Source organism: Streptantibioticus parmotrematis (assembly GCF_019890615.1).
Classification (GTDB): Bacteria; Actinomycetota; Actinomycetes; order Streptomycetales; family Streptomycetaceae; genus Streptantibioticus_D; species Streptantibioticus_D parmotrematis.
In genome coordinates this window covers 150,317-173,846 of the sequence record NZ_JAINVZ010000011.1, presented here as the reverse complement: position 1 = coordinate 173,846, position 23,530 = coordinate 150,317, and the positions used below count along the sequence as shown (strand labels likewise).

Genomic DNA, 23,530 nt, shown 5'->3' with positions numbered 1-23,530 from the left:
ACGAATCACCCGTGACAGGGGACCGGTGCCGCCCGGCGGCGCGGTTCCGGGGACGGCGGGACGCCGGAGGTGGACGGGCGTGGAACGGCGACGGATTGCCGTGGTGGGCGCCGGAGTGGCGGGACTGACCGCCGCGTACGTGCTGCGACGCGAGCACGAGGTGTCGCTGTACGAGGCCGACGACCGGCTCGGCGGTCACGCGCACACCCATGACGTCGCCTCGCGCGACGGCCGGGTGGTCCGCGTCGACACCGGGTTCATCGTGCACAACGAGCGCACGTACCCGAACCTGATCAGGCTCTTCCGCGAGCTGGGCGTGCGCACCCAGGAGTCGGAGATGAGCATGTCGGTGCGGTGCGACGGCTGCGGACTGGAGTACGCGGGCGCCCGCGGCCCGGCGGGGCTGTTCGCACGTCCTGCCAACGTGCTGAACGGCCGCTATCTGCGTCTGCTCGCCGAGGTCCCGGCGTTCCACCGCGGCGCCCGGCTGCTGCTGGAGCGTGACGCCGGCTCCTCGCTCACGCTCGGGAGGTTCCTGGCGGACGGCGGGTATTCCGCGTACTTCGTCACGCACTTCGTCACACCGCTGGTCTCCGCGGTCTGGTCGTGCGACCCGCTGACCGCGATGCGTTATCCGGCCGCCTACCTCTTCGAGTTCCTGGCACACCACGGGATGCTGACGATCAGTGGTTCGCCGACCTGGCGCACGGTGACCGGCGGTTCCGCGGAGTACGTGCGCAGGGCCGCCAAGCAGTTGCACGCCGTGCACACGGCGACCCCGGTGCGGGCGGTGGCCCGGTCGTCGGACAGGGCCCGCGTCGTCACGGAGGACGGGGCGTCGCAGGAGTACGACGCCGTGGTCGTCGCCGTCCACCCGGACCAGGCGCTGCGGATGCTGGCCGACCCGACCGACGCCGAGCGGGCCGTGCTCGGCGCGTTCCGCTACTCGCGCAACACCACCGTGCTGCACACCGACACCGCGGTCCTGCCCCGGGCGCGCGCGGCGCGGGCCTCGTGGAACTACCGGATGGCGTCCTGCCGCACGCCCGCCGACCGCGTGCAGGTCAGCTACCACATGAACCGGCTGCAACGGCTGGACACACCCGAGGACTACGTCGTCACGCTCAACGCCGCCGAACTCGCCGGATCCGACCGCGTGATCGCGCGGATGACCTACGAACACCCCGTCTACACCCCGGAGTCGGTGGCCGCGCAGCGCCGCCTGCCGGAGCTGAACACCTCCGTCACGGCGTACGCGGGGGCCTATCACGGCTGGGGGTTCCACGAGGACGGCTGCCGTTCCGGTGTCGAGGCGGCGGCCGCGCTGGGGGTGCGCTGGTGACGTTCCGCACCGCCTGGCCGGGCGCCGCGCTCTACGACTGCGTGATCTCGCACGCCCGTACCGCTCCGGTACGGCACGCCTTCCGGCACCGCACGTACATGTGGCTGGTGGACGTCGACCGGCTGCCGGAACCGCCGCGGGTACTGCGCCCGCTCGCCGGGTTCGACGCCCGCGACCACTTCGGCGGCCGGGAGCCGACGATCCGCGCCGGCCTAGACCGCTGGCTCGCCGCACGGGGCGTACCGGCACCGGACCAGGTGCGGATGCTGACACACGCCCGCGTCCTCGGGCACGTCTTCAACCCGCTCACGCTCTACTGGTGCCACGACCACGACGGGACCCTGTACTGCGTGGTCGCCGAAGTGCACAACACGTACGGCGAACGCCACTGCTACCTGCTGCGCACCGACGAGCACGGCCGGGCCGAGGTGGCGAAGGACTTCTACGTGTCGCCGTTCTTCCCCGTGGACGGCGCGTACCTGATGCGGCTTCCGGAACCCGGCGCCGCGCTCGACCTGACGGTGCGGCTGCGGCGGGAGGGCGGCACGCCGTTCGCCGTGACGGTGCGCGGCAGGCGCAGGCCGGCCACGGCGGGACGGCTGCTGGCGGAGGCGCTGCGCCACCCGTGGTCGACCGCCGCGGTCTCCGCCGCCATCCGATTGCACGGCCTGTGGCTCTACGCCCGGCGCCTGCCCGTCCAGCCCCGACCCCGGCATCGCGTCCAGGAAGGCATGCAATGACCTCGTACGTCTCCCCGCCCGCCGAACCGCGACCGCAGGTCCTCGCGGCCCGCCCGGCGGCTCCGGCGCCCCGTCAGGGGATCGACGCGGACCGCTGGCCGGACGTGGCGGGGCTGCCGCCCGGCTCCCGGGCCAGGAGTGCCGTCGCGGCCGCGCTGGTGCGCTCCGCGCTGCGCCGCCTGCCGTTGCGGGTGCGCTGGGGCGGCGGCTCCGTGACCGGTGGCGCCGGGCCGCTGCTCGACGTGCGGGATCCGGAGGCGTTCTTCCGCCGGATCGGCGCCGACGGACTGATCGGCTTCGGGGAGTCCTACCTCGCGCGCGAGTGGGACAGCGACGACCTGGTGGGCGTCCTGGAAGTGCTCGCGGCGCACGTCACCCGTCTTGTGCCGCCCGCGCTGCAACGGCTGCGTGGCGTGTGGGCGCACCGCCACCCCGGCGCGGAACGCAACACGCCGGACGGCGCACGCGGCAACATCCGCCGTCACTACGACCTGTCCAACGACCTGTTCGCGCTCTTCCTCGACGAGACGATGACGTACTCCTCGGCCGTCTTCACCGACCCGGCGGCCGACGGCTGGGACGAACTGGCCGACGCCCAGCGCCGCAAGGCCGACCGGCTGCTCGACCTCGCGGAGGTCAGGACCGGTACCAGGCTGCTGGAGATCGGCACCGGATGGGGTGACCTCGCCCTGCGCGCGGCCCGGCGCGGCGCGCGGGTGCGCACCGTCACGCTCTCGCACGAACAACGTGACCTGGCGCTGCGCCGGATCGCGCGAGCGGGCCTCGCCGATCGCGTCAGCGTCGAACTGCGCGACTACCGCGAGGTGGAGGGCGCCTACGACGCGGTGGTGAGCGTCGAGATGGTCGAGGCGGTCGGCGAGGAGTACTGGCCGGTCTACTTCGACGCGCTGGACCGGCTCACCGTGCCCGGCGGCCGTGTAGCGCTCCAGACGATCACCATGCCGCACGACCGCATGCTCGCCACCCGCGACACGTATACCTGGATCCACAAGTACGTCTTCCCCGGCGGCATGCTGCCGTCCCTGGAGGCGATCCGGCAGGCCACCGCGCACACCGGACTGCGCGTCACCTCGGACGACGGTTTCGGCACGCACTACGCGCGCACTCTGCGGCTGTGGCGGGAACGCTTCACGCGCCGCGCGGAGGCGGTCGAACGGCTCGGCTTCGACGCGACGTTCCGCCGCATGTGGGAGTTCTACCTCGCCTACTCGGAGGCCGGTTTCCGGGCCGGATACCTGGACGTACGGCAGATCGCGTTCACGGCGGACGGCGTGGCGCGTGGAGGTGCGCGATGAGCCTTTTCCGCACGCTTACGTCACGCGCGTCCACGTCACGTACGCCCGCGCCACGTACGTCCGGCGACCGGAACGCCGGAGCGGCGGAGCGACTGACCGGGCTGCTCGGCACCGTGCTCGGCGGGCCACCGCCCGTACGGCTGCGGGCCTGGGACGGCAGCGAGGCGGGCCCGGCGCACGCACCGGTGGTCGTCCTGCGCTCCCGCCGGGCACTGCGCCGCCTGCTGTGGCGGCCCGACGAGATCGGCCTGGCGCAGGCGTACATCGCGGGCGACCTGGACGTCGAGGGCGACCTCGGCGCGGCGCTGTCCGGTCTGTGGAAGGCCGCGCGGGAGACCGGCGTCCGCCCGCCAACGCTGTCCGTCGCCGGGCGGCTGCGCGCGGCGGCGACCGCGGTGCGCCTCGGTGCCCTGGGCCCGCGGCCCCCGGAACCGGGCGCGCCCCGGGCCCGGCTCAGCGGTGAGACGCACAGCACCGGTCGCGACCGCGCCGCCATCAGCCATCACTACGACCTGTCCAACGACTTCTACGCGCTGCTGCTGGACGAGTCGATGGCGTACTCCTGCGGCTACTGGACGCGGCCGTGCGACCCGGACTACGGGATCGCCGACGCGCAGCGCGACAAGCTGGAACTGATCTGCCGCAAACTGGCGCTGACTCCCGGTGCCCGGCTGCTGGACGTCGGTTGCGGCTGGGGCTCGCTGACGCTGCACGCGGCACGGGAGTTCGGGGCGCGGGTGACGGCGGTGACGCTCTCCAGGGAGCAGCGCGACGCGGTGGAGGCCCGGGTGCGTGAGGCGGGGCTGACGGATCTGGTCACCGTACGGCTGTGCCACTACCGCGAGCTGAAGGGTGATCCGGGCGGTTACGACGCCGTGTGCGCCGTCGAGATGGGCGAGCACGTGGGCGACGCGCACTACGGCGAATTCGCCTCCCTGCTGCACGCGATGCTGCGACCGCACGGCAGGCTGCTCGTGCAGCAGATGTCGCGCGGCGCGAACGCACCCGGTGGCGGACCGTTCATCGAGCAGTACATCGCGCCGGACATGCACATGAGGCCGCTCGGCGACACCGTCAACCTGCTGGAGGGAGCGGGACTCGAGGTGTGCGCGGTCGAGTCGTTGCGCGAGGACTACGCGCGCACGATCGCCGCATGGCACCGCACGCTCGAGGATCGATGGGAGGCGTTCACCGCGATGGTGGGCGACGCGACCGCGCGCGTGTGGCGGTTGTACCTGGTCGGCGGCGGACTGGCCTTCGCCGAACGCAGGATGGGTGTCGACCAGATCCTGGCGGTGCGCCCGTCACCGGACGGCACCGCCGCGCTGCCGGCGAGTCCGGCGGGCTGGTACGACCTGGGGGCGCGCCGGTGAACGGCTTCCCCTGGGGCGCGTTCGGCGTCAACCTCGCGGTGGCGGCGGGTGTCGCGCTCGCCGTCATGCTGATCACCTTCGTCGTCGCACTGGTCAAGGGCATGCACCGGGTGGTGGACGTCGCCTGGGGCGCAGGTTTCGCGGCGGTGGCCGTGGCCACGTACGGCGTCTCGGCGGGCCACGGCGACGAAGTCCGACGCCTGCTGATCGCGGCGCTGACCGTGGTGTGGGGAGTGCGGCTGGCCGTGCACATCGCGTGGCGCGGACGCGGCCACGGCGAGGATCCGCGGTACGAACGGCTGCTCGGCAAGGCGCCGGGCAGCCGTTCCGCGTACGCGTTCCGTGTCGTCTACCTGGCGCAGGGTGCGCTCGTCTGGCTGGTGTCGCTGCCGGTCCAGGCCGCCGCGTACGTGCGGGGACCGGTGGGCGCGGGGGCGTACGCCGGGTGCGCGCTGTGGGCGGTGGGATTGTTCTTCGAGGCGGTCGGCGACTTCCAGCTCGCCCGCTTCAAGGCCGATCCGGCGCACCGCGGCCAGGTGATGGACCGCGGCCTGTGGGGCTGGACCCGGCATCCCAACTACTTCGGCGACTTCCTGGTCTGGTGGGGGCTGTACGTCGTCGCCGCGTGCGACGCGTGGCAGGCGGCGGCGGTCGGCGCGCTCTCCCCGTTGGTGATGACGTTCCTGCTGACGCGCGGCAGCGGCCAGCGCCTGCTGGAGGCACATATGGCGGACCGGCCGGGCTACGCCGAGTACGTTGCCCGTACGAGCGGATTCGTGCCGCTGCCCAGGAGGAGGGACGCCGGTCGTGAGCGTGGGTGAACGGGACGCCGCGTTGGACGCCGAGACGCCCGGCGCGCTCGGCGGCCGCCCGCCGGGGCCGCACGCCCGCGCGGTCGTCCTGCTGCTGCACGGCGGCCGTTCCGAGGACGCGACGCCGCCGACGCGCTGGAACCTGCCGGGCCTGCGGATGATCCCGTTCGGCCGCGCTGTCGCACGTGCCACGGCGGGCCACGGCGTCGCGATCGCGACCGCGCGCTACCGCTTCCGCGGGTGGAACGGCGAACGGGCCGACGCCGCCGTGGACGCCCTGCGCGCACTCGACGAACTGCGGCGGCTGTCCGGAGGGCGGCCGGTGGTGCTCGTCGGGCACTCCATGGGCGGGCGGGCCGCGTTGCGCGCCGCCGGGCATCCGACCGTGCGGGGCGTCGTCGCGCTGGCCCCCTGGTGCCCGCTGGACGAACCGGTGACACAACTGCGCGGTACGCGCACCGTGTTGCTGCACTGCCCTGTCGACCGCGTCACGGACGCCCGCGGGTCGTGGGAGCTGGTGCGGCGCGCCCGGGCGGAGGGCGCGGAGGCCTGCGGGATCGCCATGCCGTACGGCGGGCACACGATGCTGCGGCGCGCGGGTGACTGGCACCGGCTGACCGCCGCGACCGTCGCGGGGCTGCTGGACGTGGCGCCGTTGCCGACGGCCGTGGAGACGCGGTGGACGACCGGGGGCGAGGACGGTTCCGGCGGGCGGCTGAGGTACGAGGAGCTGGCGCTCGGCGGGTAGGGGCGGGCGGGCTTGCGGCGTCGTGGTTCTGCGCGGAGGCCTGCCGGGTCGCGGCTCTGTGCCGGGGCCTGCCGTGTCGCGGGCCTGTGCGGGGGCCGGCTGCGGCGCGGGCCTGTGCCGAGGCCTGCCAGGTCGCGAGCCTGCGTCGAGGCCCGTCGCGTACGTGGTCGCGCCGCCTGCGGGATCGTCAGCCGCCCCCTCCGCAGGTCCCGCAGAGCGTCCCGGAGGGCGTCCGTATCAGCCCAGTTGGGCCGGGGCCTCGGTGGCGATGCGTTCGAAGACCGCGCGGTCGGCCGCGAAGACCGAGTCCGGGATGGGGGCGTGGACGGCGATCTCGGTGATGCCGAGTTCGGCGTGCCGGCCCGCGAAGTCGACGAACGCGTCGACGGAACGCATCGGCGCGTCCCCGTCCGGCGTGAACCCGGCCAGCATGATCTTGTCCATCTCCGCGACGTCCCTGCCGACCGCGGCGCACGCCTCCCCGAGGCGGTCGATCTGCCCGCGGATCGCCTTCAGGGACTCCTCCGGCGTGCCGGTGGACGCGATCTTCGGGTCGCCCGTGGTCACCCAGGCCTGCCCGTGCCGAGCGGCGATCGCGAGCCCGCGCGGACCCGTGGCGGCCACGGCGAACGGCAGCCGCGGGCGCTGGACGCACCCGGGAACGTCGCGGGCCTCGTCGGCGGAGTAGTACGTGCCGTGGTGGGTCACCGCGTCCTCGGTCAGCAGCCGGTCGAGCAGCGGCACGAACTCACCGAAGCGGTCGGCCCGTTCACGCGGCGACCAGGGGTCCTGACCGAGCGCGGTGGCGTCGAAACCGGTGCCGCCCGCGCCGATCCCCAGCGTCACCCGGCCGCCCGAGACGTCATCCAGCGAGATCAGTTCCTTGGCCAGGGTGACCGGGTGGCGGAAGTTGGGCGAGGTGACGAGGGTGCCCAGGCGCACGCGCTCGGTGGCAGCGGCGGCGGCGGTGAGCGTCGGGATCGCCCCGAACCATGCCTTGTCGCGGAAGCTGCGCCAGGACAGGTGGTCGTAGGTGTACGCGGCGTGGAACCCCAGGTCCTCGGCCGCCGTCCACTCGTCACGACCGCCCTCGTGCCAGCGGCGGACGGGAAGGATCACGGTGCTCAGGCGCATGGGGCGACTCTACTGGGGTCCGCGCGAGGGGCGGCGCCGGGCGCGGGGGCGGAGCTGGGCGCGGGGGCCGAGCTGGGCGCCGGGGCGGCGCCGATCGGATTCCGGCGGCGGGTCGGGTTCCGGCGGGGGTCGGAGCTGGGCTTGGTCCGGAGCCCGGAGTCCGGGGCCTGGGCTCGGGTCCTGGACGCGGCCCGGGGGTCGGCTGGAGTCGGGCGCGGTACGAGGGCGGGCCGGGGCTGGGCGCGGTCCGAGGGCAGGCCGGGGTTGGGCACCGTCTCGGGGTGGGCCGGGGCCGGCAAGGTCCCCGGGTGGGCCGGGGCGGGGCCCGGGACCGGGCTCGACCCCTCCTCAAAGGCGCCCCGCGGGCCGACCGCCACCCTCTCCACCCGGCGAGTAACACCCCTCACCGCGATCTCCACCCGAGGCTCCACCCGTGGGTGGAGGTGCCGGGCAGGGGACCGTTCCTACCATCGCGGTATGAATCAGGTAACGGGGATCGACGTGAGGACGGCCGGGCGCTCCGACGTGCGGGAGACCGCGGCGGTGCTGGCCCGCGCCTTCGACGACGACCCGGTGATGGCGTGGATGTTCCCCGACACCGAGGAACGCCCGCGCAGGCTGCCGGGTCTCTTCTCAGTGCTGCTGCGCCACCAGCACCTGCGCCACGGCGCCGTGCGGCTGGGCGTGGACGCCGGGCCCGCGGAGGACTCCTCGGCGGACCGTAGGAGAAAGAGGGACGAGCCGATACAAGGTGCCGCCCTGTGGGACCCGCCCGGGCAGTGGAGGAATCCGGCCTGGCGTGAGCTGCTCGCCCTGCCCGGGTACGCGAGGCTCTTCGGGCGGAGGCTGGCCGTGGCGGGCGAGACGGTGGCCACGCTGGCCGCCGCCCACCCCGAGGAGCCGCACTGGTACCTGGCGGTGCTGGGCACCGAGCCGACCGCGCAGGGCCGGGGCGTCGGCGCGGCCCTGCTGCGCTCCCGGCTGGACGTCTGCGACCGCGAGGGGACGCCCGCCTACCTGGAGTCCAGCAAGGACCGCAACGTCCCGTACTACGAGCGCTTCGGATTCCGCGTCACCGGTGAGATCACCATCCCGCACGGTGGTCCCACGACCTGGGCGATGTGGCGAATACCCCAGGGCTGACCGCGCCGCCCCCTACGGGCTGTCAGACCTGAGGAGTACGCACGGTGTCGACCACGGACTGACGACGGGTGCCGGTGAGGGCGCCTACCGTCGAAGCGTGACTGTGATCGTGACCGAGGGCCTGACCAAGCGGTATCCACGGGTTACCGCCCTGGACCGGCTGACCATGCGCATCGAGCCGGGCGTGACGGGGCTGGTGGGTGCCAACGGGGCCGGCAAGTCGACGCTGATCAAGATCCTGCTGGGGCTCGCACCCGCGACCGAGGGCGCGGCGGCGGTGCTCGGCCTGGACGTGGCCACCGAGGGCCCGCGCATCCGGGCCGACGTCGGCTACATGCCGGAGCACGACTGCCTGCCGCCCGACGTCTCGGCCACCGAGTTCGTCGTGCACATGGCCCGCATGTCGGGGCTGGCGCCGACCGCCGCCCGGGAGCGGACCGCCGACACGCTGCGCCACGTCGGGCTGTACGAGGAGCGGTACCGCGCGATCGGCGGCTACTCGACCGGCATGAAGCAGCGGGTCAAGCTCGCCCAGGCGCTGGTCCACGACCCGCGGCTGGTGCTGCTGGACGAGCCGACCAACGGCCTCGACCCGGTGGGGCGCGACGAGATGCTGGGCCTGATCCGGCGCGTCCACGCCGACTTCGGGATCTCGGTCCTGGTCACTTCGCACCTGCTGGGCGAGCTGGAGCGCACGAGCGACCACATCGTGGTCATCGACGGCGGAAGCCTGCTGCGTTCCTCCTCGACCCGGGACTTCACGCAGGCCACCGCCTCGCTCGCGGTGGAGGTCACCGACACCGACCGCCACCCGGACGGCACCCGTGCCGCGTTGACCGCGTTCGCCGAGGCAGGGCTGACCACGCGGGCGGACGGCCGGCTGCTCCTGGTGGACATCCGTGACGAGGACACCTACGACACGGTGCGGGACGCGGTGGCGGAGTTGGGTGTCGGCCTGGTGCGCATGGAGCAGCGCCGCCACCGCATAGCCGAGGTCTTCGACAACCGGCCGACCGGCCACGACGAGAAGTGAGAAAGGAGGCACACCGCATGTCCAGCGAACCCGCGCTGCGGGACGGTTCCCGCGACGACTCGCGCATCCACGACATCGGATACCGGCACTACGACGGCGAGCGCCTCGGCCGTGCCTCCATCCGCCGGGCCCTGTTCTCGCAGAGCCTGCGCGGCGCGTACGGCCTGGGACGGTCGGGGCGGTCCAAGGTGCTGCCGATGATCCTGTTCGCGGTGATGTGCCTGCCCGCGGCGATCATCGACGCGGTCACGGTGTACGTGCACCTGACCAAGTTGCCGGTGGAGTACACCCGTTACGCCATCTACCTCCAGGCCGTCATCGGCCTGTACCTGGCCGCGCAGGCCCCGCAGTCCGTCTCGCGCGACCTGCGTTTCAAGACCGTCCCGCTCTACTTCTCCCGGCCGATGGAACGTGTCGACTACGTCCTGGCGAAGTTCGGGGCGATGGCTGCCGCGCTGTTCGTCCTGACGGCCACGCCGCTCGTGGTGCTCTACGTGGGAGCGCTGCTGGCGAAGCTGTCGTTCGGCACGCAGACCGCGGGGTTCGGCAAGGGGCTGCTGGCGGCGGCGCTGCTGTCGCTGGTGCTGGCCGGTATAGGCCTGGTGCTGGCGGCGGCCACCCCGCGCCGCGGGTTCGGTGTCGCGGCGGTGATCGCGGTGCTGACCATCTCGTACGCGGCGGTCTCCAGCGTCGAGGCGATCGCCTACAGCAGGGGCAACACCGGGGCCATCGGGTGGCTCGGGCTCTTCTCGCCGATCACGCTGATCGACGGGGTGCAGAGCTGGTGGCTCGGTGCGCACTCGGCGGCCGTCGGAGGTTACGGACCGCCCGGTGTCGTCGCGGGCATCGTGTACCTGCTCGTCGCGCTCGGCCTGATCGGCGGCTCGTTCGCCCTGCTGATGCGCCGCTACCGGAAGGTGGGACTGGGATGACCACGCTCTCCATCGACGGCGTCTCGCGCTGGTTCGGCAACGTGGTGGCGGTCAACGACGTCACGATGACGATCGGGCCCGGTGTGACCGGCCTGCTCGGGCCCAACGGCGCGGGCAAGTCGACGCTAATCAACATGATGGCCGGGTTCCTCGCGCCCTCGACCGGCTCGGTGACCCTCGACGGCGCGGTGGTCTGGCGTAACGAGGAGGCCTACCGGCAGCTGGGGATCGTGCCGGAGCGGGAGGCGATGTACGACTTCCTCACGGGGGAGGAGTTCGTGCGGGCCAACGCCGAGTTGCACGGGCTGCCCGATCCGGTCGCGGCGACGCGGCGGGCGCTGGCCACGGTCGAGATGGAGCACGCCGCCGGGCGGCGCGTCGAGACCTACAGCAAGGGCATGCGGCAGCGGGTGAAGATGGCGTCGGCGCTGGTGCACGACCCGTCGGTGCTGCTGCTGGACGAGCCGTTCAACGGCATGGACCCCAGGCAGCGGCTCCAGTTGATGGAGTTGCTGCGGCGGATGGGCGCCGAGGGGCGCACGGTGCTGTTCTCCTCGCACATCCTGGAGGAAGTCGAGCAACTCGCCCGCCACATCGAGGTGATGGTGGCCGGGCGGCACGCGGCGTCGGGCGACTTCCGGAGGATCCGGCGGCTGATGACCGACCGGCCGCACCGCTACGTGGTGCGTTCCAGCGACGACCGGGTCCTGGCCGCGGCGCTGATAGCCGACGACTCGACCAGTGGCCTCGAACTGGACGTCAAGGACGGGGTGTTGCGGGTCGAGGCAGTCGACTTCGCACGGTTCACCGAACTGCTGCCCCGTGTCGCGCGGGAGCGCGGTGTGCGGCTCTACGAGGTCACGCCCTCCGACGAGTCGCTGGAAAGCGTCTTCTCCTATCTCGTAGCGGCCTGAAGGGAGCCCGTACATGTACAACGCGACGGTCGCCCGGCTCACTTACCGGGCGCTGCTGGGCAGGAAGCGGGCAGCGCTGTTGTTCGCGCTGCCGTTGCTGCTGCTGGTCATCTCGGTGGCGGTGCGGTTGCTGGCCGGGGCCGACGACGGCACGACCGGGGACCTCCTGGGCGGGTTCGCGCTGGCCACGATGGTGCCGTTGATCGGCGTCATCGCGGGGACCGGCGCGATAGCCCCGGAGATCGACGACGGCTCGATCGTCTACCTGCTGTCCAAGCCGGTGCGCAGGTCGGTGGTGATCCTCACCAAGTTGCTGGTGGCGATGGGGGTGTCGGTCTTCTTCTCGGCGATACCGACGTTCTTCGCCGGGCTGATACTCGACGGCAACAGCAGGCACCTCGCGGTCGCCTACGGGGTGGCCGCGGCGGTGGCCTCCCTCGCCTACAGCGCGATCTTCCTGCTGCTGGGGGTCGTCACCCGGCACGCGGTGGTCGCAGGGCTGGTGTACGCGCTGGTGTGGGAGTCGCTGATCGGCAGCCTCGTTCCCGGGGCCAGGACGCTCAGCGTCCAGCAGTGGGCGCTCGCGTCGGCGTCGCACATCGCGGACGGCGGCGCGATCAGCGCGCAGGTCGGCCTGCCGGTGGCGATCGTGCTGCTGGTCGTCGTGACGCTCGGAGCGACGTGGGGTGCGGCCGGCAAGCTGCGCAGGCTGACTCTCGCCGGGGAGGAGTGACCGACGGGTGAGCGTGGGCGCGGGGCGTGCGCACCCACGCCCACCTGCCCGTACCCCTCGGTGCGTCAGATCGTGCGGGTGCGGGCCGCCGCCCAGCCGACCGCGAGGGCGGCGGCGCAGACGCAGAGCATGGTCAGGATCGGGGCGGTCCAGCTGCCCGTCGACTGGTAGAGGGCGCCCGCCGCGAACGGGCCGACAGCGGCGAGCAGGTAGCCGACGGTCTGGGCCATGCCCGACAGCCTGGCCGCGATGTGCGCGTCGCCGGAGCGCAGCACGATCAGGGTGAGCGCGAGACCGATGCCGCCGCCCTGGCCCACGCCGAGGATCGCCGCCCACAGCCACGCGCCGGAGGCGGGGTCGACGAGCAGGCCCGCGTAGCCGATCGCGACCATGACGCTGACCAGGACGACCAGCGGGCGCTGTCCGCGCATCCGACCGGCCAGCAGCGGCACGACGAACGCGCCGACGACCTGGACGAGGTTGTTGAACGCGAAGACCACGCCGGCGGTCGAGCGGCTCATGCCGTGGTCGGTGAGCATCGTCGGCATCCACGCGATCAGCACGTACGTCCACAACGACTGCAGGCCCATGAACAGGGTGACCTGCCAGGCGAGTCCGCTGCGCCACACGCTGCGGGCGGACGACGGGACGGGCGCGGCCGCCTCGCGGCCGGTGCGGCCGCGGGCGATCAGCACCTGCGGCAGCCATGCCACCGCCGCCACCGCGGCCAGCAGCGACCACGCCGCCAGCGACCCCTGCCAGCTGCCGCCCAGCGCCTTCTCCAGCGGCACCGACGCCGCCGCGGCCACCGTCGCCCCCGCGATCATCGCGCCGGTGTAGACCGACGTCATCGCCGCCGCGCGGTCCGGGAAGTCCCGCTTGATCAGGCCCGGCATCAGCACGTTGAGCAGGGCTATCGCGGTGCCGACCAGCAGGCTTCCGCCGTACAGCGCGCCGACCGAGGGCAGCACGCGCACCAGGATGCCGACGCCCAGCAGCAACAGCGCGCAGAACAGCACCAGTTCGGCCCCGAAGCGGCGGGCGAGGCCCGGCGCGATCGCGGCGCCGAGGCCGAGGAAGAGCACGGGGACGGAGGTGACCAGGCTGCTCGCGGTCGAGGACAGCCCGAAGTGCGTGCTGACCTCGCTGACCAGGGGGGACATGCTGGCGAGTGCGGCGCGCATGTTGACCGAGGCCAGGACGACGCCGACCAGCAGCACGACGGGGTGCGCGAGCAGGGCCCGGCGGGCGGCGGTTCCGGCGCGGGTGGGCAGGCCGTCCTCGGCGTCGACGAGGACGCGGGGGTCGGTGGCGCGGTCGGACGGGGCGTGGTCGGGCAGCGGGCGGGACAAGCGGTGCGCCTTTCTTCGTGAGCCGGGGGTTCGGGGCCCGGGGTTCGGAGCCAAAGGTCGGGCCGGGGGAGGGTTACTGCTGCGGGAGTTGGGCCTCGACCGCGCGTAGTGGGGTCATCAGCAGCTCCCGGGCGGCCGTCTCCGCCGCCTGGGGGTCGCCGGACTCGATGGCGTCGACGACCGCGGTGTGCGCGGCGAGACCGATGGGCGGCATGCCCAGCCGGCCGAGGGAGGAGTGCAGGGCCTCGCGCACCGAGGAGCTGAAGTAGCCGTAGACCTCGGTCAGCGCGCCGTTGTGGGCGGCGGCCACGACCCGGGTGTGGAAGTCGATGTCGTCCTCCGCCTGCGCCGTGCGCGCCGCGTCCTCCCGCGGGGCCTCGCCGTGGGAGCGCAACGCGTCGAGGGCGGCCCGCAGCGCGCGCAGGTCCTCCGGGGTGCGGCGGGCGGCGGCGAGCCGGGCCGCCTCGGTCTCCAGCGCGATCCGCAGTTCCAGGACGTCGCGCACCCCGGCCTGCTTCATGCCGCGCAGGACGGCGGACGGGTCGGCGGTGGACCGTACGAAGGTGCCCTGGCCCTGGCGCGACTCCAGCAGTCCGGCGTGCACCAGGACCCGGACCGCCTCGCGGACGGTGTTGCGGCCGACGCCCAGCTGCTCGGCGAGGACGTGTTCGGTCGGGATGCGGTCGCCGACCTTCCAGGCGCGTTCGGTGAGCTGGGCGCGCAGGGCGTCGACCACGGTGTCGACGAGGCTGCGCCGGTCGGCCGCCCGCAGTGCGGTCATCTGATGGACGCCCTTTCGTCGGTCCGAGCGGCGGCGCGGAGGCGCGTGCGCCGCTCTGGATCAGCGGATTGCCCGGTCATCCTACAACTTTCGTGCAGGTTACAACAAAACCGCCGCCCGCCCCCGACCGCGCCCGCCCCCGACCGCGCCCGCCCGCGACCGCGCCCGCCCGCGACCGCGCCCGCCCGCGACCGCGCCCGCCCGGCGACTGCGCCCGCCCCCGTCCTACCCCCGGCCGCCCAGTCGTCGGGCCACCGTCACCAGGTCCGCCGCCGGGCCGATGAGGCGGCGGCCCGTGGGCCAGATGGCGCGGAGGCTGCGGCGCAGTTCCAGGCCCTCCACCTCGACCGCGCGCAGCCTGCCGTCGGCGATGTCGCCGCGTACCGCCAGGTCGCTGAGGACCGCGGGGCCGGTGCCCGCGATGACGGCGCCCCGGACGGCGGCTGTCGAGCCCAGCTCCAGCAGCGGTCGTACGAGGTCGAGTCCGGCCAGGCCGAGCGCCCGGTCGAGCGTCTGGCGGGTGCCGGAACCGCGTTCGCGCAGGACCAGCGGGGTGCGGGACAGTTCCTCGGCGGTGACCGGGCGCCGCCGCCGGGCCCAGGGATGGTCCGGCGCCACCACCGTCACCAGCCGGTCGGTCGCCACCTGGCGGGCGGACATCCCCTTCGGCACCTGCGGCGACTCGATGAACCCGATATCCGCCGACGAGGAGTCGACGAGCCCGCAGACGTGCTCGCTGTTGGTCACCTGGAGGCCCACGTACAGCTCGGGCTGCTGCCTGCGCAGTTCGGTGATCCAGTCGGGGATCAGGTACTCCGCCACCGTCAGGCTGGCCGCGACCCGCAGCTCCGCGTCGCGTTCGGTGCGCAGCGCCTCGGCGCCGGTGAGCAGGCCGTCGAGGTCCTCCAGCACGCGGTGCGCCCAGCCCGCGACGACCTGGCCGGAGGAGGTCAGGCGGGAGCCGCGCCGGGAGCGGTCGACCAGCACCAGGCCGAGGCCGCGTTCCAGGGTGGAGAGCCTGCGGCTGGCGGACGGCTGCGAGATGCCGAGCCGCGCGGCGGCCCGGCCGAGGCTGCCGAGGTCGGCGACGAGGACGAGCAGCCGCAGGGACTCCAGGTCCGGGGTGCGCGGCGGAACGCGGACGTCGGAGCGCGGCGTGGGGCCGGTGGGCGGAAGGCTGGTCACAGCCTCAGCGTATGACCGGGTCATAGCGTTCCGCTATGAGCTGCTGCGCGATCGGGGGCTACAGCGGGCCGGCCGCGCCGGTCAGAGTTGAAGCATGAACGACGATAGTGGCTGTACGGCCCACAAGGCCCCGGCGGAGCGCTCACCCGCGCACCCCGCGCACCCCGCGCCCACGGCACCCACCGCACCCACGGCACCCACGGTCCTCCCCCGCGACCCGGCGGCGGACCGTGCTCAGGCGGACCCCGCCCCGACGCGCCGGAACGGCGACCGCACCCCGATGCGCCCGAACGACAACCCCACCCCGACGCCCCCGAACCCCGCCTGCACCCCGCGTCCGGCCCCCCTCGCCCTCCTCGCCGGCCTCGCGCTCGCCCTCGGCATCGCGGTCGTGGCGAGCGTGCTGGGCGGGCTGGTGCCCGTGGTCGGCGGGCCGGTGACCGGGATCGTGCTGGGCGTGCTGATCGCGCTCGCCGTCCGGCCCGGGGCACGGCTGCGGCCGGGCATCCGGTTCGCGAGCCGTGGCGTGCTCCAACTGGCCGTCGTCGTCCTGGGCACGCAGCTGTCGCTGGGCCAGGTGCTGCGGGTCGGCGTGGGATCGCTGCCCGTCATGGTGGTCACCCTGGGGGTCTGCCTGGCCGCCGCGTACTGGCTCGGCCGGCGGCTGGGCATCGTGCGCGACCTGCGCACCCTGATCGGCGTCGGCACGGGCATCTGCGGCGCCTCCGCGATCGCCGCCGTCACCCCGGTCATCGGCGCCGCCGAGGCCGAGGTCGCCTACGCGGTCTCCACGATCTTCGTCTTCAACATCGCCGCCGTCCTGACCTTCCCCGCGCTCGGCCATCTGCTCGGGCTGAGCCAGCACGCCTTCGGGCTCTTCGCCGGGACCGCGGTCAACGACATGTCCTCCGTGGTCGCCGCGGCGGGCACGTACGGCTCGGCCGCCGCCAACCACGCGGTCGTCGTGAAGCTCACCCGTACGCTGCTGATCATCCCGGTCTGCCTCGGCCTCGCCGCCCTGACCCGCCGCCGCGCCGCCACCCCGGACGGACAGGCCACCCCGGACGGACAGGCCGCCGCGCTGACCCCCGAACGCGTGCGGGTCGGGCGGCTCGTGCCGTGGTTCCTCGTCGGATTCATCGTGCTGGCCGCCGCCAACACCGTCGGGCTCGTCCCGGCCGCCGCGCACCACCCGCTCAGCACCGCGTCCGTCTTCCTCATCACCGTCGCGCTGTCCGCGATCGGGCTCTCCACCGACCTGGCCGGGCTGCGCCGCACCGGACCCGCGCCGCTGCTGCTGGGCGGCAGCCTGTGGGTGGTGGTCTCGGCGACCAGCCTCGGCATGCAGTTCCTCACCGGAAGCGGCTGACGGCGGGGGCGGGGGCCGCGTACCGGTGGATAATGGCGTGCCCACCGTGAAGCACGCGGGAAAGGCCACCGGTTGACGTCCCCCGACCGTACGCGCGACCGCCTGGCCCGTGCGCGTGGCCGCACGCGCGACCGGCTGACCCGCGTGCTCGACCGCCCGCGCCGAGTGGTCGCCGACTGGGTCGTGCGCTCGCCCGGCACGCACGTGTGGCTGCTGGTGCTGGCCGTCACCAGCGGGGTGATCGCGGTCGTCTCGCCGGGGGTGCGCGCGTTCCTGCTGCACCACAACAGCACCAACCTCGTGCAGTTGCGGGAGCATCCGCTGCGCGTGCTGGTGGTCAGCGCGCTGTGGATCGAGACGCCGTCCGGCTTCCTGGTCTACTTCGTCTTCTTCGAACTCGTCCACGCCACCGCGGAACGATGGCTCGGCACCTGGCGCTGGCTGACCGTGGTGGCCGTGGCGCACGTGGGGGCGACGCTGGTCAGCCAGCAGGCGGTGCGGCTCGGCATCCGGTACGAGCGGCTGCCCCGGTCGATGGCGCACACCGTGGACATCGGGGTGAGCTACGGGCTCGCCGGGGTGGCCGGTGTGCTGACGTACCTGGTGCCGAGGCCGTGGCGCTGGGGGTACGCGGCCGGGGTGCTCGCGTTCTTCGGCTGGTCGGTGGTGACCGGCCGCACCTTCACCGACCTCGGCCACTTCACCGCGCTGCTGCTGGGGTTCGCCTGCTACGCGCTCACCCCGGCCGCCGGGCGCGGGCGCGGCGGGCGGCGGCCTCCGTCGGGGCGGACCGGCCGGGCGCTGGTCACGCCGGACGGTAGCGGCTCAGCCGGAACGATGCCGTGACCCGTACCGGCTCCTCGGGCAGTGCGCCCGCGCGGCGTTCGGCGTGGTGGGCGGACGGTCCCATGCCGACGGCGTCGGCGGCCTCGGCCGGGGTGAGCGTCATCGGGTACTCCAGCGGCACCCGTTCGGCCTGCCGGAAGTGGCCGGACAGCGCGCGGTCGAGCCGTTCGTCCTTGTCGGCGTCGACGTCCAGCATCCCGGCGCGCAGTTCGGCGAGGTGGTCGGGGCCCGGGGTGACGACGAGCAGCGTGCCGCCAGGGCGCAGGACGCGGTGGAACTCGGCGGCGTTGCGCGGCGCGAAGACGTTGAGCACGAGGTCCACCGCGCCGGTGCGCACCGGCAGCGGGCGCCACACGTCCCACACCGCGGCCCGTGCCCTGGGGTGCGCGCGGGCGGCCCTGCGCAGGGCGAACTTCGAGACGTCGAGACCGAGTCCGGTCGCGTCGGGCAGCGCGTCCAGGACCGCGGCCAGGTAGTGGCCGGTGCCGGTGCCCGCGTCCAGGACGGTGCCGGGGGCGTCCTGGGCGGCGGCGCGGGCGACGGCTTCGGCCAGCGGCGCGTAGTGGCCCGCGGTGAGGAACGCGGAGCGGGCGGCGACCATCTCGGGGGTGTCCGCGGTCCCGGAACGGGCGTTGCCGGTGAGCAGGTTGACGTAGCCCTGGCGGGCGAGGTCGAAGGAGTGGCCGGCCGGGCAGCCGAGCCCGCCGGTCCGCCGCGCGAGGCCGTCCCCGCACACGGGGCAGACCAGCAGGCCGAAGGCGTCGGGCACGTCGGGGGACATGGTCCGCCAGCGTACCGGCGACGTGCGCGCCCCCAGCACGTGGCAGTGCGTGCGCAGGCGGTCAGGCGCGCGCGAACGCGGTCAGGTGCGCGGCGGGCGTGGGCGCAGGCTTGTGAACCGGCCCCTGCCGTGCGTCTGGAGCAGCCCGGCGTACAGGTCGTCGTCGAGTTCCTGGTAGTCCTCGATGGGGTCGCCCGCGTGGATGAGGTCGGTGGCGCACCCCTCGCACCACACGAGGTCCGTCTCCAGGTCGCGGACGACGGCGGGGTGCAGTGAGCAGAACGAGCAGGTGCGCCGGTGACGACCCCGGCGAGGAGACGCGGGCATGGTGCCTTCCATCCTTCCCGGTGCCGCCCCCGGCAGGGGAGCGTCGTGCCTGGCGTCACCGGATCGACCGACCTGCCGAAGTCCCCTTCGTCAAGCTTGACTTGACGAACAGCATGTCACCGGCAACGGCGTGACAAACGTTTCCCGGAGGACGGCCCCGGGCGCCGAACGGCTCGACGCGGGTCCCGACGCCCGAAAGGCCCGACGCCGCCCCAGGAACTCCGGGGCGGCGCCGGGCCGTTGAGGGAGGGGAGGAGCCGAAACTCAGCTGGACTCCACCGTCTCCGCGACCGGCTCGGCGAACTGCGCCGCGTACAGCCTCGCGTACGCGCCGTCCGCCGCCAGCAGTTCGTCGTGGGTGCCCTTCTCGACGATGCTGCCGGACTCCATCACCAGGATCACGTCCGCGTCGCGGATCGTGGACAGGCGGTGCGCGATGACGAAGCTGGTCCGGCCGGAGCGCAGTTGGGCCATCGCCTGCTGGATGAGCACCTCGGTACGGGTGTCCACCGAGCTGGTCGCCTCGTCCAGCACCAGGATCGCGGGCTCGGCGAGGAATGCGCGGGCGATGGTGATGAGCTGCTTCTCACCGGTGCTGACGTTGCCGCCCTCGTCGTCGATCACCGTGTCGTAGCCGTCCGGCAGGGTGCGCACGAAGCGGTCGACGTGGGTGGCCTTCGCCGCCTCGACGATCTTCTCCTGCGTCGCGCCCTCGCTCCCGTACGCGATGTTGTCCGCGATGGTGCCGCCGAACAGCCAGGTGTCCTGGAGGACCATGCCGATGTTGCCGCGCAGTTCCTCCCGCGACATCGCGGCGATGTCCACGCCGTCCAGGGTGATCCGGCCGCCGGTCACCTCGTAGAACCGCATGAGCAGGTTGACCAGGGTGGTCTTGCCCGCGCCGGTCGGGCCGACGATGGCGACCGTCTGGCCCGGGCGCACCGACAGCGACAGGTCCTCGATGAGCGGCTTGTCGGGGGAGTAGGAGAACGACACGTCCTGGAACTCGACCTTGCCGGTCACCTTCTCCGGGCGGGCCGGGCTCGCCGGGTCCGCCTCCTGCTCGGGCGCGTCGAGGAGTTCGAAGACCCGCTCGGCCGAGGCGACACCGGACTGGATCAGGTTCGCCATGCTCGCCACCTGGGTGAGCGGCTGGCTGAACTGCCGCGAGTACTGCACGAACGCCTGCACGTCGCCGATGGACAGCGCGCCCGACGCCACCCGCAGGCCGCCGATGACGGCGACCAGCACGTAGTTGAGGTTGCCGACGAACATCATCGCGGGCTGCATGGTGCCGGAGATGAACTGCGCCTTGAAACCGGCCTCGTAGAGCTTGTCGTTGTGCTCGCGGAAGGTCTCGGCGGACTCCTTCTGGCGGCCGAAGACCTTCACCAGGGAGTGGCCGGTGTACATCTCCTCGATGTGCGCGTTGAGCTTGCCGGTCGAGGCCCACTGCGCGATGAACTGCGGCTGCGCCCGCTTGCCGACGCGCTGGGCGACCAGGACGGTCAGCGGCACGGTCAGCAGCGCGACCAGGGCCAGCAGCCAGGAGATCCAGAACATCATGACCAGCACGCCGACGATGGTCAGCAGCGACTGGGTAATCTGGCTGAGGGTCTGCTGGAGGGTCTGGGCGACGTTGTCGATGTCGTTGGTCGCGCGGGAGAGCACCTCGCCGCGCGGCTGGCCGTCGAAGTAGCTCAGCGGCAGCCGCCCGAGCTTCGCCTCGACCTGCTCGCGCATCCGGAAGACGGCCGCCTGCACGACCCGGGTGGCGATGCGGGCCTGCACGAAGCCGCATATCGCGGCGCCGACGTAGATCAGCAGCACCCACAGCAGGACGATGCCGACCGCGTTGAAGTCGATGCCGTGGCCGGGCCGCACGCCGTGCATCGACGCGACGATGTCGGCCACCTTGCCCTGGCCGTGCGCGCGCATCCCGGCGACCGCCTGGGACTGGCTGACGCCGTGCGGCAGTTGGCGGCCGATGACGCCGGCGAAGATCAGGTCGGTGGCGTGGCCGAGGATCTTGGGGCCGATGACGCTGAGCGCGACGCTGCCGACCGCCATGGCGACGGCCACGATGATGATGGTCCGCTCGGGCTTGAGCATGGCCAGCAGCCTGCGGCCCGAGCCCTTGAAGTCCATCGACCGTTCGGTGGGCTGGCCGCCCATGAACCGCGCGGGGCCGGCCGCGGGGGCGGGGCCCCTCCTCGGGGCGGGGGTGGTCACGCTGCCTCCTGCTCGGTGAGCTGGGAGAGCACGATCTCCCGGTACGTCTCGTTGTCCGCCATCAGTTCGTGGTGGGTGCCGATGCCGACGACCCGGCCCTCGTCCAGGACGACGATGCGGTCCGCTTCGCGGATGGTGCTGACCCGCTGGGCGACGATGACCACCGTGGCGTCCCGGGTCTCGCGGGCGAGCGCGGCACGCAGCCGGGCGTCGGTCGCGTAGTCCAGGGCCGAGAAGGAGTCGTCGAACAGGTAGATCTCCGGGCGCCGCACGAGCGCCCGGGCGATGGCCAGGCGCTGGCGCTGACCGCCGGAGACGTTGCCGCCGCCCTGCGCGATCGGGGATTCCAGGCCCTCGGGCATCCGCTCGACGAAGTCCTTGGCCTGCGCGATCTCCAGCGCGTGCCACAGCTCCTCGTCGGTCGCGTCGGGCCTGCCGTAGCGCAGGTTGGACGCCACGGTGCCGCTGAACAGGTACGGCTTCTGCGGAACGAGGCCGATCAGCTCGGCCAGCGTCTCCGCGGTCAGGTCGCGCACGTCGGCGCCGTCCACCAGGACCGCGCCGTCGGTGGCGTCGAACAGCCGCGGCACCAGGCCGATCAGGGTCGACTTGCCGCTGCCGGTGGAGCCGATGACGGCGGTCGTCTCGCCGGGGTGGGCGGTCAAGGAGATGTCCCGCAGCACGGGGGCCTCGGCACCTGGGTAGCGGAACTCCACGCCGCGCAGCTCCAGCTCACCGTGGCGGCTGAGCGAGGTGACCGGGGCGATCGGCGGCACGACGCTGCTGTCGGTGCCCAGCACCTCCTGGATCCGCTCGGCGCAGACCTCGGCGCGCGGGATCATCATGAACATGAACGTCGCCATCATGACGCTCATGAGGATCTGCATCAGGTAGCTGAGGAACGCGGTCAGCGCGCCGACCTGCATCCCGCCGGAGTCGATGCGGTGCCCGCCGAACCACAGCACGGCGACGCTGGAGACGTTCACGACCAGCATGACGATCGGGAACATCATCGACATCAGGCGGCCGGAGCGCACCGCGACGTCCATCAGGTCGGTGTTGGCGGCGCCGAAGCGCTGCCGTTCGTGGGTGTCGCGGACGAAGGCGCGGATGACCCGGATACCGGTGATCTGCTCGCGCAGGATGCGGTTCACGTTGTCGATGCGCGCCTGCATGCTGCGGAACAGCGGGCGCATCCGGCGGACGATCAGCGAGACCACGATGCCCAGCACGGGCACGATGATCAGCAGCAGGGAGGAGAGCGGCACGTCCTGGTTGAGCGCCATCACGATGCCGCCGACGCACATGATCGGCGCCGACACCATCAGGGTGAACGTCATCAGGGTCAGCATCTGGACCTGCTGGACGTCGTTGGTGGTCCGGGTGATCAGCGACGGGGCGCCGAACCGGCCGACCTCACGGGCCGAGAAGGACTGCACGCGGTCGAAGACCGCCGCCCGCACGTCCCGGCCGAGCGCCATCGAGGTGCGCGCGCCGAAGTACACCGCGCCGATGGCGCAGACGATCTGGACGAGGGTGACCGCGAGCATGAGGCCACCGGTGCCCACGATGTAACCGGTGTCCCCCTTCACGACCCCCTTGTCGATGATGTTGGCGTTGAGCGTGGGCAGATAGAGCGTCGCCAGCGTGGAGACCAGCTGGAGAAGCACGATGAGCGCTATGGATGTGGTGTAGGGCCTGAGATACGCCCGCAAAAGTCGGACCAGCACACCGCGCAGAGTACGTCAGCCGATGCTGCACGGCGCTCGCATTTCGCTTGAGCGGTGCCCGGCCCGAACGGCGGCACCCCGCGAGCCGCCCGTTCCCGGGCCCGCCCCCTCCTCCGCGCTCCGGCCGACTTTCCTGGATACTGCTGGGGAGCCCGCGGGATACGTACCAATAGGCAGGAGGCGCCGCAATGCTGCGCAACGGTCTCGAACCCTGGCATCTGATCATCGTCCTCGTCGTGGTGTTCCTGCTGTTCGGAGCCAAGCGCATGCCGGACACGGCACGGGCGCTCGGCAAGTCGCTGCGCATCCTCAAGAGCGAGACCAGGGCGCTCAAGGAGGACTTCAAGGAAGGCGCCTCGGGTGCCGACGAGGCGGCCCCGGCGGACACGCAGGCCCCGGCGCAGCGCACCATCAAGTCCGCCCCCGGCGACACGGCCAGCGCCCGGCAGGTCCCGGTCAACGGCCCGGACATGACCAAGCACTGACCAGGCACTGAACCGGGCATCGAGCCGGTCACCGACCAGGCGCTGAGCCCGGCAGTGACCGGCGCCCCGCCGGGCCACGCCGCCCGGCACCGGCGGCTCGTCGTGCGCTCCGGCGCGGCGCGACCCGGTGCCGGGCGGTTCCGTGCCGCACCATGGGACGACCGACCGCGCGGCGGCACCGCGCCGCGCGCGGGCGACCGTACGCACCACTTTCGAGACACC

The 23,530-nt window shown here is 73.1% G+C and carries 22 protein-coding genes; 14 read left to right on the top strand and 8 right to left on the bottom strand.

Annotated elements, in window-relative coordinates; translation table 11 throughout:
* Positions 1–79: 79 nt before the first annotated feature.
* From K7472_RS17930 to K7472_RS17905, 6 genes are read left to right on the top strand one after another with little or no spacing between them, the layout of a single operon-like run.
* A complete protein-coding gene (locus tag K7472_RS17930; RefSeq protein WP_222979182.1) occupies positions 80–1,342 on the top strand; it encodes an NAD(P)/FAD-dependent oxidoreductase in 1,263 nt (420 codons plus the stop codon).
* Entirely contained in the window at positions 1,339–2,082 is a 744-nt protein-coding gene (locus tag K7472_RS17925) for a DUF1365 domain-containing protein (RefSeq protein WP_222979180.1), read from the top strand. The genes K7472_RS17930 and K7472_RS17925 overlap by 4 nt, the downstream gene beginning before the upstream one ends.
* Complete coding sequence (locus tag K7472_RS17920; protein ID WP_222979178.1) at positions 2,079–3,398, top strand: SAM-dependent methyltransferase; 1,320 nt, start codon at positions 2,079–2,081, stop codon at positions 3,396–3,398. Before K7472_RS17925 ends, K7472_RS17920 begins: the two co-directional genes overlap by 4 nt.
* Positions 3,395–4,771 carry a class I SAM-dependent methyltransferase gene (locus K7472_RS17915; RefSeq protein WP_222979176.1) on the top strand — a complete coding sequence of 459 codons (1,377 nt, stop codon included), beginning with the start codon at positions 3,395–3,397 and terminating at the stop codon, positions 4,769–4,771. Before K7472_RS17920 ends, K7472_RS17915 begins: the two co-directional genes overlap by 4 nt.
* Positions 4,768–5,592: a DUF1295 domain-containing protein gene (locus K7472_RS17910; RefSeq protein ID WP_222979174.1), complete on the top strand. Its 825-nt coding sequence runs from the start codon at positions 4,768–4,770 to the stop codon at positions 5,590–5,592. Before K7472_RS17915 ends, K7472_RS17910 begins: the two co-directional genes overlap by 4 nt.
* Positions 5,579–6,331, top strand: coding sequence for a dienelactone hydrolase family protein (locus tag K7472_RS17905; protein WP_222979173.1), 753 nt, complete (start codon positions 5,579–5,581; stop codon positions 6,329–6,331). Before K7472_RS17910 ends, K7472_RS17905 begins: the two co-directional genes overlap by 14 nt.
* A gap of 237 nt (positions 6,332–6,568) precedes the next feature.
* Here K7472_RS17905 and K7472_RS17900 read toward each other — a convergent pair whose 3' ends face one another.
* Positions 6,569–7,465: an LLM class flavin-dependent oxidoreductase gene (locus tag K7472_RS17900; protein WP_222979171.1), complete on the bottom strand. Its 897-nt coding sequence runs from the start codon at positions 7,463–7,465 to the stop codon at positions 6,569–6,571.
* A gap of 477 nt (positions 7,466–7,942) precedes the next feature.
* Between K7472_RS17900 and K7472_RS17895 the strand changes: the two genes are divergently transcribed.
* The 5 genes from K7472_RS17895 (at position 7,943) to K7472_RS17875 (ending at position 12,220) form a co-directional block, all read left to right on the top strand.
* Complete coding sequence (locus tag K7472_RS17895) at positions 7,943–8,608, top strand: GNAT family N-acetyltransferase (RefSeq protein WP_222979169.1); 666 nt, start codon at positions 7,943–7,945, stop codon at positions 8,606–8,608.
* Between the two features lie 103 nt (positions 8,609–8,711).
* Positions 8,712–9,641, top strand: coding sequence for an ABC transporter ATP-binding protein (locus tag K7472_RS17890; RefSeq protein ID WP_222979335.1), 930 nt, complete (start codon positions 8,712–8,714; stop codon positions 9,639–9,641).
* 17 nt (positions 9,642–9,658) lie between these two features.
* Positions 9,659–10,573: an ABC transporter permease subunit gene (locus K7472_RS17885; RefSeq protein WP_222979167.1), complete on the top strand. Its 915-nt coding sequence runs from the start codon at positions 9,659–9,661 to the stop codon at positions 10,571–10,573.
* Entirely contained in the window at positions 10,570–11,487 is a 918-nt protein-coding gene (locus K7472_RS17880; protein WP_222979165.1) for an ABC transporter ATP-binding protein, read from the top strand. Before K7472_RS17885 ends, K7472_RS17880 begins: the two co-directional genes overlap by 4 nt.
* Before the next feature lie 13 nt (positions 11,488–11,500).
* Positions 11,501–12,220 carry an ABC transporter permease subunit gene (locus K7472_RS17875; RefSeq protein ID WP_222979160.1) on the top strand — a complete coding sequence of 240 codons (720 nt, stop codon included), beginning with the start codon at positions 11,501–11,503 and terminating at the stop codon, positions 12,218–12,220.
* A gap of 65 nt (positions 12,221–12,285) precedes the next feature.
* Here the strand turns inward: K7472_RS17875 and K7472_RS17870 are convergent, their stop codons facing one another.
* The 3 genes from K7472_RS17870 to K7472_RS17860 form a co-directional block, all read right to left on the bottom strand.
* Positions 12,286–13,572 carry a CynX/NimT family MFS transporter gene (locus K7472_RS17870; protein ID WP_252395784.1) on the bottom strand — a complete coding sequence of 429 codons (1,287 nt, stop codon included), beginning with the start codon at positions 13,570–13,572 and terminating at the stop codon, positions 12,286–12,288.
* A 73-nt stretch (positions 13,573–13,645) separates the two neighbouring features.
* Positions 13,646–14,353 carry a FadR/GntR family transcriptional regulator gene (locus tag K7472_RS17865; protein ID WP_222979153.1) on the bottom strand — a complete coding sequence of 236 codons (708 nt, stop codon included), beginning with the start codon at positions 14,351–14,353 and terminating at the stop codon, positions 13,646–13,648.
* A 225-nt stretch (positions 14,354–14,578) separates the two neighbouring features.
* Positions 14,579–15,538 (bottom strand): LysR family transcriptional regulator, encoded by a 960-nt coding sequence (locus K7472_RS17860; protein ID WP_308013964.1) that lies wholly within the window; start codon positions 15,536–15,538, stop codon positions 14,579–14,581.
* 94 nt (positions 15,539–15,632) lie between these two features.
* Between K7472_RS17860 and K7472_RS17855 the strand changes: the two genes are divergently transcribed.
* Both K7472_RS17855 and K7472_RS17850 read left to right on the top strand, forming a co-directional pair.
* Positions 15,633–16,907, top strand: a complete 1,275-nt coding sequence (locus K7472_RS17855; protein WP_252395783.1) for a YeiH family protein — start codon at positions 15,633–15,635, stop codon at positions 16,905–16,907.
* 72 nt (positions 16,908–16,979) lie between these two features.
* Positions 16,980–17,753, top strand: a complete 774-nt coding sequence (locus tag K7472_RS17850; RefSeq protein ID WP_222979149.1) for a rhomboid-like protein — start codon at positions 16,980–16,982, stop codon at positions 17,751–17,753.
* Here K7472_RS17850 and K7472_RS17845 read toward each other — a convergent pair.
* The 4 genes from K7472_RS17845 to K7472_RS17830 all read right to left on the bottom strand — a co-directional run bounded on the left by K7472_RS17845 (position 17,713) and on the right by K7472_RS17830 (position 22,823).
* Entirely contained in the window at positions 17,713–18,534 is an 822-nt protein-coding gene (locus tag K7472_RS17845) for a putative RNA methyltransferase (protein ID WP_222979147.1), read from the bottom strand. The genes K7472_RS17850 and K7472_RS17845 overlap by 41 nt on opposite strands.
* Positions 18,535–18,615: 81 nt before the next feature.
* Entirely contained in the window at positions 18,616–18,861 is a 246-nt protein-coding gene (locus K7472_RS17840) for a hypothetical protein (protein WP_222979361.1), read from the bottom strand.
* A 264-nt stretch (positions 18,862–19,125) separates the two neighbouring features.
* Positions 19,126–21,036: an ABC transporter ATP-binding protein gene (locus tag K7472_RS17835; protein ID WP_222979329.1), complete on the bottom strand. Its 1,911-nt coding sequence runs from the start codon at positions 21,034–21,036 to the stop codon at positions 19,126–19,128.
* A 53-nt stretch (positions 21,037–21,089) separates the two neighbouring features.
* Positions 21,090–22,823 carry an ABC transporter ATP-binding protein gene (locus tag K7472_RS17830; protein WP_222979145.1) on the bottom strand — a complete coding sequence of 578 codons (1,734 nt, stop codon included), beginning with the start codon at positions 22,821–22,823 and terminating at the stop codon, positions 21,090–21,092.
* Between the two features lie 188 nt (positions 22,824–23,011).
* On the opposite strand from K7472_RS17830, the gene tatA reads away from it, so the two are divergent.
* Entirely contained in the window at positions 23,012–23,308 is a 297-nt protein-coding gene (tatA, locus tag K7472_RS17825) for a Sec-independent protein translocase subunit TatA (protein ID WP_222979143.1), read from the top strand.
* The last annotated feature ends 222 nt before the right edge of the window (positions 23,309–23,530 follow it).